This window comes from Aeromonas sp. R4-2 (genome assembly GCF_040908295.1).
In the GTDB taxonomy this organism is placed as follows: domain Bacteria; phylum Pseudomonadota; class Gammaproteobacteria; order Enterobacterales; family Aeromonadaceae; genus Aeromonas; species Aeromonas veronii.
Window position 1 is genome coordinate 19,971 of record NZ_JBFODL010000024.1, and the last position, 12,876, is coordinate 32,846.

Annotated in this window: 13 protein-coding genes; 5 read left to right on the forward strand and 8 right to left on the reverse strand. The window is 49.0% G+C overall.

Going from position 1 to position 12,876, the window contains the following annotated elements; translation table 11 throughout:
• Window positions 1–19: 19 nt before the first annotated feature.
• From AB5Y99_RS18260 to AB5Y99_RS18280, 5 genes are all read right to left on the reverse strand, one after another.
• Window positions 20–541, reverse strand: a complete 522-nt coding sequence (locus tag AB5Y99_RS18260) for a curlin (protein ID WP_064341412.1) — start codon at window positions 539–541, stop codon at window positions 20–22.
• Window positions 542–728: 187 nt separating this feature from the next.
• On the reverse strand, window positions 729–1,568 hold the full coding sequence (locus AB5Y99_RS18265; RefSeq protein ID WP_005355003.1) for a CsgG/HfaB family protein: 840 nt from the start codon (window positions 1,566–1,568) through the stop codon (window positions 729–731).
• A gap of 7 nt (window positions 1,569–1,575) precedes the next feature.
• Complete coding sequence (locus AB5Y99_RS18270) at window positions 1,576–1,977, reverse strand: curli assembly protein CsgF (protein WP_019445195.1); 402 nt, start codon at window positions 1,975–1,977, stop codon at window positions 1,576–1,578.
• An 11-nt stretch (window positions 1,978–1,988) separates the two neighbouring features.
• Window positions 1,989–2,432, reverse strand: coding sequence for a curli production assembly/transport protein CsgE (locus tag AB5Y99_RS18275; RefSeq protein WP_201958546.1), 444 nt, complete (start codon window positions 2,430–2,432; stop codon window positions 1,989–1,991).
• On the reverse strand, window positions 2,432–3,079 hold the full coding sequence (locus AB5Y99_RS18280) for a LuxR C-terminal-related transcriptional regulator (RefSeq protein WP_368210403.1): 648 nt from the start codon (window positions 3,077–3,079) through the stop codon (window positions 2,432–2,434). The genes AB5Y99_RS18275 and AB5Y99_RS18280 overlap by 1 nt, the downstream gene beginning before the upstream one ends.
• A gap of 426 nt (window positions 3,080–3,505) precedes the next feature.
• On the opposite strand from AB5Y99_RS18280, the gene AB5Y99_RS18285 reads away from it, so the two are divergent.
• The 5 genes from AB5Y99_RS18285 (at window position 3,506) to AB5Y99_RS18305 (ending at window position 9,935) form a co-directional block, all read left to right on the forward strand.
• Window positions 3,506–4,093, forward strand: coding sequence for a single-stranded DNA-binding protein (locus AB5Y99_RS18285; RefSeq protein ID WP_005340181.1), 588 nt, complete (start codon window positions 3,506–3,508; stop codon window positions 4,091–4,093).
• Between the two features lie 173 nt (window positions 4,094–4,266).
• Complete coding sequence (locus tag AB5Y99_RS18290; protein ID WP_368210406.1) at window positions 4,267–5,589, forward strand: tyrosine-type recombinase/integrase; 1,323 nt, start codon at window positions 4,267–4,269, stop codon at window positions 5,587–5,589.
• A gap of 5 nt (window positions 5,590–5,594) precedes the next feature.
• Window positions 5,595–7,148 carry a site-specific integrase gene (locus AB5Y99_RS18295; protein WP_368210407.1) on the forward strand — a complete coding sequence of 518 codons (1,554 nt, stop codon included), beginning with the start codon at window positions 5,595–5,597 and terminating at the stop codon, window positions 7,146–7,148.
• The gene (locus tag AB5Y99_RS18300; RefSeq protein ID WP_368210409.1) at window positions 7,141–9,510 is read left to right on the forward strand and encodes a hypothetical protein; all 2,370 of its coding nucleotides are present in this window, start codon (window positions 7,141–7,143) and stop codon (window positions 9,508–9,510) included. Before AB5Y99_RS18295 ends, AB5Y99_RS18300 begins: the two co-directional genes overlap by 8 nt.
• 5 nt (window positions 9,511–9,515) lie before the next feature.
• Window positions 9,516–9,935: a hypothetical protein gene (locus AB5Y99_RS18305; RefSeq protein WP_076665050.1), complete on the forward strand. Its 420-nt coding sequence runs from the start codon at window positions 9,516–9,518 to the stop codon at window positions 9,933–9,935.
• Between the two features lie 357 nt (window positions 9,936–10,292).
• Here the strand turns inward: AB5Y99_RS18305 and AB5Y99_RS18310 are convergent, their stop codons facing one another.
• The 3 genes from AB5Y99_RS18310 to hemB all read right to left on the reverse strand — a co-directional run bounded on the left by AB5Y99_RS18310 (window position 10,293) and on the right by hemB (window position 12,784).
• On the reverse strand, window positions 10,293–10,970 hold the full coding sequence (locus AB5Y99_RS18310; protein WP_368210410.1) for an ester cyclase: 678 nt from the start codon (window positions 10,968–10,970) through the stop codon (window positions 10,293–10,295).
• 463 nt (window positions 10,971–11,433) lie between these two features.
• Entirely contained in the window at window positions 11,434–11,670 is a 237-nt protein-coding gene (locus tag AB5Y99_RS18315) for a hypothetical protein (protein ID WP_368210413.1), read from the reverse strand.
• Between the two features lie 88 nt (window positions 11,671–11,758).
• Window positions 11,759–12,784, reverse strand: a complete 1,026-nt coding sequence (gene hemB, locus AB5Y99_RS18320; RefSeq protein ID WP_368210414.1) for a porphobilinogen synthase — start codon at window positions 12,782–12,784, stop codon at window positions 11,759–11,761.
• Between the last annotated feature and the right edge of the window lie 92 nt (window positions 12,785–12,876).

A 12,876-nucleotide genomic window follows, 5' to 3' on the forward strand; every position in this document is an offset into this window, starting at 1 on the left:
CTAATGGTTGAGCCTAGGCTCAGTTGGTTTGAACGACATTTACTTGCTGATTGGCTCCCGTCTGAATAACGGTTGCCGCCAATCCGTTACCGTTTTGCTCGATGCTGGCCTGATTGCCATCACCCAGCTGGATCGCCCGGGCCTGATTGTCTACCCCTTGCTGACTGATCCAGGCTTCATTGCCGCTACCTTGTTGCAGCAGCCAAATCCGGTTATTGATGCCCGCCTGATAGAGCTCGGCGCTATTGCCCTCGCCCAGCTGCGCGCCATTGACCCAGTTCTCATCTCCCACCTGGGAGAGCGCCAACTCATTGGCCCAACCCTGTTGCAGCAGGCGCGCCTGATTCAGCTCCCCTTGCTGGGTGAGATGCAGTTGCTGCTCGCTACCGAGTTGCCACAACAGCGCCTGATTCCCATCGTTCTGCAGACCGGAATCCAGCTCGCTTGCCATCGCCAGCTCGTCGAAGACGGCAGGCTCTGCGGCGAGTTGCGGGGCGCCCGATATCAGCAGAAAAAAGAGAGCACTCAACAGGTGTTTCATCGCGCCATCGCCTTGTTGGAAAACGCCCACAGTATCCCTGTCAGACCAAAGGCGGCCTATCAGGCACTCCGCTGATTCGAGGATGAAAAGCGCCGCCCTGTCGCTGAGCAGAAAGTCTTAATTCGTATTCGATGGAGGCCAAAAAAAATGCCCTCCACCAGGGAGGGCATTGCGCGAGCGGGAAAACTCAAAGCAGCGGGGCATTGTCTTGCAGGTACTCCTGCAGGATCGGATTGTCGATATCCCGCTGGTCGGCCAGTTGCCACAGATTGTCCCGCACACCATTGGCAATCAACCGGATCACCCCGGACTCGATAGCCGACATGACACACATCTGTACCGGCTCATTGGTGCTGAAACCGGCCTCGGCCTCCAGCAGGCGCTTGTACTCGACGAAGCGGAATACCCCGGCCTGCACCTGTTGCGACAGTACTGTCTTGGAGGTGGTGACACTGTTCAGGATCCGGCCTGAACGGATATCGACGGCGCGCAGATTGACCGTCACCTGATCGACCCGATACTCCCCGCTGGCACCGATGCCAAAATACTTGGCCCCCGCCCCGCCGGTTCGCACATTGCTGTCATAGGCGACGATCCCCCCCTCGATCAGGATGTTGGCGGCAACCAGCGAGGGCAGTTGATTGGCATTGTTGCCGGGAACATTGGGCTTGTTCTGAGCCGCCCGCACAATCTTGCGCTCGGTCAGCAGATTCTGCAGCCCTTCCCGCTCCAGCGGCACAAACCATTGAGAGTCCCACAAGGCCGTGCTCAGCATGGCCACCCCACCCTGGGTGACCGCCGTGGAGAAGTTGGACGCCGGTGCAGGCAGGTACTGACCGGTCTGATCGCGAAAATCGTAGACGGCCGCGACAATTTTCCCTTTTGGCTTGGGCAGACTGATCAGCTCCTTGTAAGAGACGGATCGCGGCATCAGGGTTGCCTTCTCATCGGCAACGGGCGAGCCGATATGGGTCGCACAGCCAGCCAGCGCAAGCAGGGGCACTATCAATAACAGTTGTCGTTTCATCGCGCCCTCAGTCGGCAATCAGGCCATTCACTTCGATCATGGTGGTCTGGTTGGTCACCCGGTCGGTGATCGAAACCACCAGAGTGCCATCTTCATCCACCACATTGATGGCAAAATCATCGGTCACCAGACTGCCGCTCTGGCTGCCATCCTTGCCGATATCGGCCAGCAGCTGGCTGATCAAGCGGGATTGCAGGTTGGAGGTCAGGCGATCCAGAGCCGAGGTACCGCTGCTACCGCTGCCACTGGCGGGATCCTTGTAATCATTCTGCGCATTGGCGGTGCCAAGCAGATGACTGCTGTTGAGAGGGTTACCCCCAAAGCTGGGGTTGACGGGGCGATAGACAAGCTCCGACGCATGGAGCGTTGGCGCTATCAGTGCTGCAACTAGCCATAACCGGGCACGCATGAGAAATATCCTTATAGTTCATCATGTTCCAAATCGAAGGTATCCATGAACAGGGTCGCGATCTTCTGCTGTTCGAGGGTCTGCCTGACCTGTGACCAAGCCAGTTTGGCGCTCTGCTCCTGCTGATTGCGGCCGGGAGAGAGCGCGGTTTTAAAAATCACCTTCCGGTTATGGGTGATCCAGATCAGGCTGCCCCAGCGGGCTGTCGGGCGCTCATGAATCGTCAGATTTTCTCTGGCATCCGGGTCTTCATCGCTGCGCAATCGGGTAAATTCGTTATAAAAGCCCTGACCGAAACGGGTAAAAGTGCGATCCAGCACCAGACCATCCACATCCAGCCGATCACTCTCCTGCTCCGGCTGTACCGACTCCAGCGGTGCATCGGCCTCGGCCGCCACAACGGTCGTGCAGCCCCAAAACAGCGCGAGGCAACACGCCACAGAGAGCGCTTTCATCAGTGGGAGTCCGGAGCATCGAGATACTCTTTGGCCCAGCTCACCGCCTGGATCCGGTTCTTCACATTCAGCTTTTTAAAGACGTTATAGAGGTGGGATTTGACGGTGTGCTCGCTGACAAACAGGCTGTCGGCGATCTCGACATTGGAGGCGCCCGTCATCAGATAACGGATGATCTCCTGCTCTCTGGCTGTCAGCAGGGTGTCGTTGCGCAGCAGATAACTGTTGCCCTGGCGATAGTATTCGACCAGCTCGCACAGCAGGTGGCGCGGCATCCAGTACTCGCCCAGCAGGATTTTCTGCAACCCGGCAACCAGCCGGTCGAGCGGATCCTGACGGAAAAACAGACCGCAGATCTGCGGCCACATCAGCAGCAGGTCGCGATCCGTCGCAGTGGGAGCATTGAGCAGCACAGTGGTCGCCATGCCAAAGCGTTCGGAGATCGCCCGGTTCCAGCACAGTGACTGGCCGGAGCGGATATAGTCGAGATCGATGAGAAACAGCGTGCCGTCACACTGGTTATCTAGCTGATTAATCTCGTGGATGAGCTGGACGGGACGGCTCAAATGAGTGATGAGGTATGCAGCAAATGTGCTGGCCTGCACATTATTTTCAGTGACCAGTGCGATCGGGCATGCGGCTTTCATTGTGTGCTCTTCCTTGAACCTGTAAACCACCTAATCTGGCCGACTGAGTCTACCAAGGAGGCATGGGAGCACAATATTAAAAAAGTATGAGAATGGATCTCATAAATATCGTAACCATATGTTTTTAGTCGATTTAAAAGCCGATTCCAATTCGCCAATCGGCCAGGATAACAGGAATATATGGCAGAAATGTGATGCCGGACGCGCCCAAAACAGCTGCAACCCGACCATCACTGCAGCAGGAGCCAACAGTTACCTTTGGCACATCAAGCCGGTTAAGGATGCTGCCAATCCGCTTCGCAACTGTTACTATGACCGTCACATGCGTCTGCGGGACATTGCGCCCCGCACACAGCAACTAATCAGGTATCTAGTCGTGTTGGACCAGGTTTCGACCTGGCCGGTAAATAAGGTGGAAGAGAGATTATGGCCAGTCGAGGCATCAATAAAGTCATTCTGATCGGTAACCTCGGGCAAGACCCGGAAGTACGCTACATGCCGAGTGGCGGTGCTGTGACCAACATTACTCTGGCTACCTCCGAAACCTGGCGCGACAAGCAGACCGGTGAGCAGAAAGAGCGTACCGAATGGCATCGCGTCGTCTTCATGGGCAAGTTGGCCGAAGTGGCTGGCGAGTACCTGAAGAAAGGCTCCCAGGTCTATGTGGAAGGCAAACTGCAAACCCGCAAATGGCAGGATCAGAGCGGCCAGGAGCGCTACACCACTGAAGTGCTGGTCGACAGCTTCACTGGCGTGATGCAGATGCTGGGTGGCCGTCCGCAAGGCGGTCAGGGTATGGGCCAGAACATGGGTGGCCAATCCCAGGGTAACTGGGGTCAGCCGCAGCAGAGCATGCCTGCCCAGCAGCCGATGAATCAGCAGCGCCCGGCACCGGCTCCGCAGCAGAATATGCAGCCGCAAGGCGGTTATGGCCGTCCTGCCCAGCAGCCGCAATCTGCGCCGCCGGTATATAACGAGCCGCCGATGGATTTCGACGACGATATCCCGTTCTGACGGTTACTTGAGACCTAGTTTTGTTAAGTTTGATCATTTAAATTAAATATAACAAGGGTTTGAGATAAAAGTTTACAGTGAGTCTTGCAACTTCTGTAAACTTTTTTTATGCCAATATTGTGGTTCGGAGTTACCTTGAGTATTTGTTAAGTTTTAGTGGGTTTAAGGACGGAATGAAGACAAAAGTATTTCAAATGGCGAGTGGAGAAAGCTACTCAATTCTTTTAGGTGAGGATGGTATGCCATTGCCTTACCATAACCTATTTGTCACCCTACATTACCGAAATCAATCAAAAGCAAGTAACACCTGTTCTCGTGTTTTTGATCACCTTAGCTTTCTTGAGGAAATTTGTCGGTTTGAAAATATTGACTTGATTGAACGATGTAAAACGGGTGATTTTCTGACAAAGAAAGAGTTTGAGAACATTAAGAAACACTCAAAGCTTACAGTAGCGTCATTCCGTGAAATGGTTGCGAGACATAAATCCTCCAATGTCGTGAGCATCAAGGAAAATAAACTTGAAACGGCAAGAGCCAATTTTGTCGTCAATCCTGAGGGGGACATTTCCCCCCACACAACATACAACCGACTAACTGTGTTTGCGCAATTTATTGGCTGGCTCGAAGAGGAATTGTTTCCCTCTAAAGATTCCACGGCTGAGATCGAACTCAAGAAAATGAGGGGTGACAAGTTTGGCACCAGTGATGAAGCTCTTGATTGGGGAAACTGGCGCTCTCTAGAGCCAATTGAAAAAATTCGAGTCCTTGATGTGGTTCACCCTGACTCCTCAGAGAATCCTTGGAAATCAGAATCGGTTCGATATCGCAATCAACTTATCGTAAACATGTTATTTGCTATTGGCTGTCGCCGTGGAGAACTGCTTAAAATCAGAGTAAAAACGGACAGCAATCAATCTGATATCAGAAAGCGTGACAAAGACGGTCGTTACTTCGTTATGATCCGCTCACAAACTGACTACAGCGACAAACGTAAGCACAGACCAGAAGGAAAGACCGTGGGGCGACTAGTCCCAATGGATAAACGTTTGGTCGATATGTATGAAAACTACCTTATCCATCACCGCCCTAATGCAACTGGTTCTGAGTATATCGAGTACCTGTTCGTTACTCACAACCATAAGGTGCAAACTAACACCGCCTTATCAATGGCTCAGGTAAATAAGATTTTTCGTGATATTTCTGATGTGGTTGGCTTTAGGGTTCACCCCCATGGGATACGTCATACTTGGAACGATGAATACAGTAGGTTTGCAGATAAACGCATTGCTGAAGGAAAAACAACGGAAGCCAAGTCGGAAGCCGATAGGCGAAAATTGATGGGCTGGAGTGAAGATTCCAGTAACGCAAAACGTTACTCAAAACGACATGATGATAAACGTGCAATGGACATGGCGTTAGACCTTCAAGAAGAAGAGTCAACCACCATAAATTCAATCGTCCAACAACGTGATGAAGATGTTTGGACAGGGGAATAATAAAAATGAATCACCATCATGTGAATTTTGACTTTGCCAATGAAAGCAAAGTAACAACATGTATGTCATACAATGGCTTTGAGTTTAATTACCTTTCAGACCGATGGACTCTCAATCGGGATGTCACGGTATTGGTGGATTTCTTAGATTCATTTGTACAGCCGTTACAAGAGGATATTCGAGAAGCACTGGTGTTTTATGCTGAAACTTCATCTGCTAAACACACCCAAAATATATCCGTGCAGCTTAAGCTTTACCAAACGATAACAGGTCAAAATGACTTAACTGAACAGGGATTTACATCCTTTAAAAATGCATTACCTAAGAAGGAGTGGTACAAGGTATCGGTTGTTCGGGGAATGCTGCGCCAGATGCGCTATTTGGGGCTGGATAAACATATTGATGATGCAGTGTTTAAGCTGACTGATCAATGGAGTTTAGGTGGCAATGATAAAGGGGTAGCGGTACTTACTCTTGACCCTGAAACAGGGCCATTCAGTGATTTAGAGTTTCAAGCAATTGGTTTACATGCTGCTCATCGATATGCTGAAGGAGCACTTAGAACAGATGAGTATGCTTGTCTCTCTATGTTTAAGGCGTCCGGTCGTCGTCCTGTTCAGATTGCATCTATCAAGTGTAAAGACTTTTCTTATTCGACCAATTATACCGGATCTCCAACGTATGTGGTGCTGATTCCTAGGGCGAAAGTACGTGGAGGAAAGTTCCGTAGTATCCTAAAGCCTTATGCTTTAGTGAATTCGGTTGCACAGGTTGTTGAGCTGCATATCAAAGAGCAAACAGCTAAGGTGGAAGCAGCTTTAGGACGGAAAATGACGCTTGAAGAAAAAGGTGAACTACCTTTGTTTATCGATGTTGGCACCACTGTAGAGATTCAATCAATACCTCCAGATTCATTAATGGACTATCTCAAATCCGAACTGCCGCATATTAAAACAAGCAACCTAACGAGTAAGCTAAACAGTGCGGTCACAAAGCTGAAAGTCATCAGTGAGCGAACTGGCAAACCTTTAAAATCAACAAGCTACCGTTTTCGCTACACCTTGGGTTCCAGAGCGGCTAGGGAGGGGGCTGGTATACTTACTATTGCCAACTTGCTTGACCAGTCTGATACACAAAATGTAAAAGTGTATGTTGCTAACGCCCCTGAGCATGCAGTGCATATTTCAAAAATCATGAACCAACCTCTGGCTCGGTATGCCTCTGCTTTCGCAGGCAAACTGGTTGAAGACGAGGCTGAAGCCAATACAGAAAATGCAGGTGCAGCACGCATTCCATGTCGAGAAAAAAACTGTGAGGTCGGCTCATGCGGCTCAAGCAGTTTTTGCCAAGATTATGCCCCTATCGCTTGCTATTTATGCCCTAAATTCCGTCCGTGGGCACATGCTCCGCATCACCTAATCCTCGAATGGTTGGTTGAAGAGCGAGAGCGATTAAAAGTAGATACTAATGGCGACATGCAAATCGTTTCAATCAATGACAATGCCATTCTAGCGGTATGCCAAGTAATCCAGCTATGTAGGGAGCATAACAATGGCTGATGTATTTATTTTTAAGCCTAAGCACGAGCTTGAGCATACGAAAAACCAAGCCGATTTCATCGAATTAGGACGTCAGATAGCGCCATTAAGCAAGAAGTATGTCTACGATGAAAATTACTGGCCTGATGTAGGTAACTTCACCATTTTTGGTGCCAATAGCCGACAAAAAAATCCAAGTGAGTTACTGGATGAATCTTTAATTCCCTTTGCAAAAGCTTACGTTACCTATGGAGGCGGAACTAAAGCAGGCATCAACGTTAAATTCCAAGCCTTACGCGCAATCAATGCAGCTTGGCAGCGGTTACACAAGGGCGAAGATTTTGAAACCACCAAGCTTACGGGGAAGGCCTTCGATGCAGCTCAACGCGCAGCTAAGGAATCGTTAAGTGCAGGAGCTGCTTATCAAGCTGGGCGTGGTTTAAATAATCTTCTCAACTTCTTGATTGAGTACAAATTACTGAAGCCATTTAAGTGGAAGAGTGGACTCAAAAAGCCTGCTGAAAATGCGACAGGGGATGATGCTGACAAGAGAAGGCAAGACAAAATGCCTGACGAAAATGCGTTGATGGCTCTCGCCTCCATCAATGCTCAAAAAACAGAAGACTTAAGTCCTCGGGATATTTTCACGACATCTACGATAACCTTGTTGCTGGCTGCCCCAAACCGTGGTTCAGAGCCTCTGTACTTGCTTTCCGACCCCATTCATACCGATGAGCTGAAAGTTTGGGAAGTGCTAAAAATGGATGGCTTCACTAAGGAGGATGTTAAGGACATCCTTAAATACCAAAAAGAGAACGATATTGTATTTGAGGCTGACAATGGTGCCGTATTTGACAGGGCTGGGAATGAAACCGAAGATTCTCAGGATGCTGACGATGAAGAGCTAGACCTTACCGAAACCATCCAAATTAAAGGCATAAAATGGTATTCGGGTAAGGACTTTGGGCACGCACACAAGTGGATTCCTACGTGTATGTACGGTGTTGTAGAAGCTGCGGTAGAGCGTTTGAGAGCAAAATCAGAGCCTGCACGAAAGTTTGCAAAGATGCTAGAAGAAAGTTCGTGCTTTCCACGGCACGAGCTTTGTCCTTACGTCCCTGAAGACCAACTCCTAACGATGGATGAAGCTGCAATGGCACTTGGGTTGGATTCGTCAAGGTATGGTGACCTTTCTGATGCAAAAAATTGCAAAAAGTGGCGAACATCTAGAAACCATTTCCTAAAGCGTAAGGGTATCTTAACTGAAAATTACCAAGTTACGCTCCGAGATTTAAATGTAATCCTTCGAAAAGATCTTCCAGAGGGCTTCCCTTACATACCATTTGATAACGGTAATGGACATGTAAAAGTAAAATGGTCAGAGGCTTTGTATGCTGGTTTTGCCAATTGCTTGGACACTGCAAAATCAACCATTTCTACCGAGTTGTACATTCCGACTATTAATACGTTGAATGAAGACCTTGCTCCAACGAAAAAAAAGAACAGAACAACAGGAGAACTAGCGACAGGTGTGCGTTCGGTTTTTCAGCGTTGGGGACACGGTGATTTGAGCATGACCTCGCATCAAATCCGTCACATGCTAGACACCATGGCGGCAGTTAATGGAATGGATGGAGAGCAACGTGCTAAATGGGCTATGCGAAGTGATCCTAGGCACAATCGTTATTACGACCACACAACTCCGGAGGAGTATGGTACGGACTTTATTGAAGACCGAGAGGCAGACCTTGTCTCACAGGGTTTGATGGAGAATCCAACAACAAGCACTATACAAATTCAGGTGCAGGTGGCGACCCCCAGAACAGTGCAAGAATTGAACACCAAGACGGCTTTAACCGCACATACAAACGAATTTGGCATGTGTGTGACGTCCTACATGGAAGAGGTTTGCACTAAATATCGCGACTGTATTAACTGCGACCAGCAAGTTTGTGTAAAAAACGATGACGGCAAATGTGAGCGCATTCGTAAGCGTCTAAAAGAGGAGAAAAAACTTCTCAAAATGGACAAAAAAGCGGTTGATGATGGTGTTCAAGGGGCTAGGCAGTTCTATGAGCGCAGGAAACTGACCACAGAGCGCTGTGAGCAACTGCTTGCCATGATGGAAGACCCAAATATCGAGGATGGATCTCTAATCAGGCTGCTTAACGTAGAGGATGTTACCCAGTTGGATCGTGCGATGGATGCGAATGGTAAAAAGCGTTTACCTAAGATTGAAAACTTTCAGCGCATCAAAGAGAGCCAGAAAGTTATCGTCACGGTTGATGAAATGATTGGTATCGAGAACAATCCGTCATCATTTGATGATGAGCTATTTGATGCTTTAGATGAAATGGATGCAATAGATTTTTTTGAGGATTGATTATTGTGGCTAAACACTTAACAGACACGGATATTAGCAATGTTTGTGAGCTTCTAGATGATTGGCCCACGGACTCTAAGCTGACATGGGATAGATTGGTAGAGGCAGTAGCACACGATTACAAGCTTTCTACCACGAGGCAAACACTGCAAAAGCAGGTACGTATCAAGCGCGCATTTAATGAGGTTAAGGCTCTTGTCTCGGGTAATTCTCCTAAGGCTGTTGCTGCACGAAATAGACACCTTCCATCCAGTTTGAAGGCTGCGGCTGATCAACTAGAAAAGCGGGAACGAACCATTGCACGACTTGAAGCCGAGAACAACAGACTACTTGAGCAATTCCATACTTGGTTGTACAACGCTACCCAGCATGGAATCACGATTGAGCAACTAAACGAACCATTGGAAACTAAACAAGAAAAATGAGTGCTCAATGAGCAAAGTAGCTACGGAACTCCATGGTTCGCTACAAAATAAATACGGTCTGCCACGGATGTGGCAGCAATCAGCGGTGGTGCAAAACTAAATAAAGCAGAAGTTCTAAGCGTGTAGTGAATTAGTCTGAATGAAATCTGTCAGCTTCGTCACCTCGATGTGACTTGAACTGACAGGTCATCCTAAATCGACTCTGCCCCTAAGTTGGTTAGAATAAATACTACTATTTACTTAAATAGCGTGTGTTTGCATTACTAAAAGTTATCCTGATTCAGTACATCAAAGGTTATGTCTCAGAACAGTCTAACTCCTTCCTTTACTGCTAACTTTTGGGTTTTGAGTTGTGTGCTAGATGCTTTGCTTCAGGTAGAGCCCCATTCTGATTAAGAGTTCAATTGTGTTGTTCTCACAGATGTACGCCATGAACATTTTTTTATTGCTGACGTTCAGCAATTCGAAGGCACGCTTGAGGTGTGTCTGTACGGAGCTGTCTTTGATGTTCAACGTCGCCGCCACTTCTTTGACCGACAAATTCAGTGTCGATAGTGAGAGGCACTCGACTTGACGCTGGGTTAAGAAAGGGGAGAGCAATTGTGGGATGACCGCATACAGCTCTTCTGAAGCGCTTCTTGGCTTGAGAGGTTCCGTGCGAGTGGCATAACGGCCCATCAGTTGGCTGAGTATACTTTGAGTATCTACGACCGAAACATAATAGCTGACTTTATTATTGACAAACGTCAGTTGTGAGCTGCCCTGATAGATCAGATCTTTCCCCGTTGCTGCCACACCTAAGAACTCTCCCAAATGTTTTCCTTTCACCGTCCATTCAATCACAATGTCGTTCTTACAGATGATCACGTGGCTTTCTTTGTACTCTAATGTAGGAAAGGCGCGCTGCCACACTCTGATCGTCTCGCAAAAGGAATCAGAGCCTACCGACAGTTGAAGAGGACTTTCTATCACGGTGTGGGAGGTCATCACATCCGTCACGGCCTCCGTCACTTTGTCATTCCAAACTCGATTCATAAGGTTACGTGCGGTCTGAACACACGGTTGGCGATGAATAAAAATACGAACCTTCCTTTGTTGTACTCTTGGGATGAGCCTATCTGAGACGCTGTGCTAACGCGGTGAACTTGGCGGCAGGCATACTGCCAATCAACAAACCTAATGCGATCAGAGCGCAGCTTACCACTTTTTGTGAGGAAATGACTTCATGAAACATTATGAACCCAACAGAGCAAAAAGAGGTACAAGCAACGTAAACGGGGCCACATGCGACAAATGGTAAGACATCACTAATTTGTTCCAGATCCAGTAGCCAAATAACGTGGTCATATATGCCTGGTATATAATGGAAAACACACCGGGTAGGGTCATATTGTCCATCAAAGCTATAAAACCCTGGGTCCCAACCTGAAGCTAGGATAGAAGACACAACGGGATCGGCGCAAAGAGCATCGACCACACACTGAACGCGAACACGTGTTCAGTGTTGGATTGCTTTAACAGCCCCCCCCAGTCCCAAACTGAACACCACATTCGTTTGAATAAGCAACGCCGCCATGCCGGGACCTGCCACGATGGCCCAAGTGGACAGCCCCCAAACTCCGACCGAAAACGTCAGGCCATAAGCTGCCGGGTATCCCCAATGTACATCTGGTTTTTTAACAAAAAAGACCGCAGGAATGGCCGCTAGGGTAAACCTCAAAGCGGTCAGCAACATCGGATCCACCCAGTTTGACGACGGAAAAATTTAGTCCCCAGATCGCCATGATGAACACGCACAGGATGTAATCTTTCAAGCCCATGCGTTATCCCTTTGTTGGCATCGTGTCTGGCGCCGCTTGGTGCCAGATCGCGAACTGTTTAGCAAAGTAGGTGACGATGAGATCTGCCCCCGCCCGTTTAAAGCCGATCAGAGTTTCCAACACCGCTTCCCGTTCGTTTAACATACCCATTTGCGCTGCGCATTTGATGGCCGCATACTCCCCGCTGACTTGATAGGCTGCCAGTGGAAGTAGAGTTTGACGGCGTAATTGGGCCAAAATATCTAGGTAAGGGGTTCCGGGTTTGACCATCAAAATGTCCGCGCCCTCTTGTTCATCCAACAATGCTTCACTGAGCGCTTGTCTGGCATTGGCATAGTCGAGCTGATATGTGCGTCTGTCGCCCTTGAGTTCGCACTCAACTGCCTGTCGAAATGGCCCGTAAAACGCCGACGCAAATTTCGCGCTGTGTGCAAGTATCGCAACATGCTCATATCCCGCTTCATCCAAGCCCTTGCGTATCGCCCTTACCTGGCCGTCCATCATGGAAGAAGGGGCGAGCATGTCTGCCCCGGCTTGCGCGGCATTTATACACTGCCTCACCAAGAGAGCCACCGTCTGATCATTGTCAACATCCTGATCGGCCATGACACCACAATGACCGTGCGTGGTGTACTCGCAAAAGCAGATATCAGGGACCACCATCATGTGCGGACACGCTGATTTAATCGTGCTGATCATACGACTCAGCAGACCGTCTCGACGCCAAGTGTCACTCCCGATGTCGTCTTTGTGATGACTAATACCGAAGGGCATTACATAGCGGATCCCAAGAGCGTCCAGCGCATGGATTTCATCGACGAGCTGAGTTTCAGGGAGCCGGGCCAACCCCGGCAGCCCGGTGATCGGCACAGGACTGGTGATGGTTTCTTCGACAAATAGCGGATAAATTAAATCGCTTAATTGAACCTCATGTTCCCGAACGAGCGCTCTGATCATTGGGGTGGTTCGCAAACGGCGCAGGCGTTTGGTGATCCCCACGTGGGTTGGGTGGTTATATTGGAATTCCATGGGTGGTACTCCCTAGAGTGTGTTATCTAAAAGGGTGATGAGGGGCCCTCGACCGAGACTATCGAGTCAGAATACCTCTGGTGTGAAGGCGC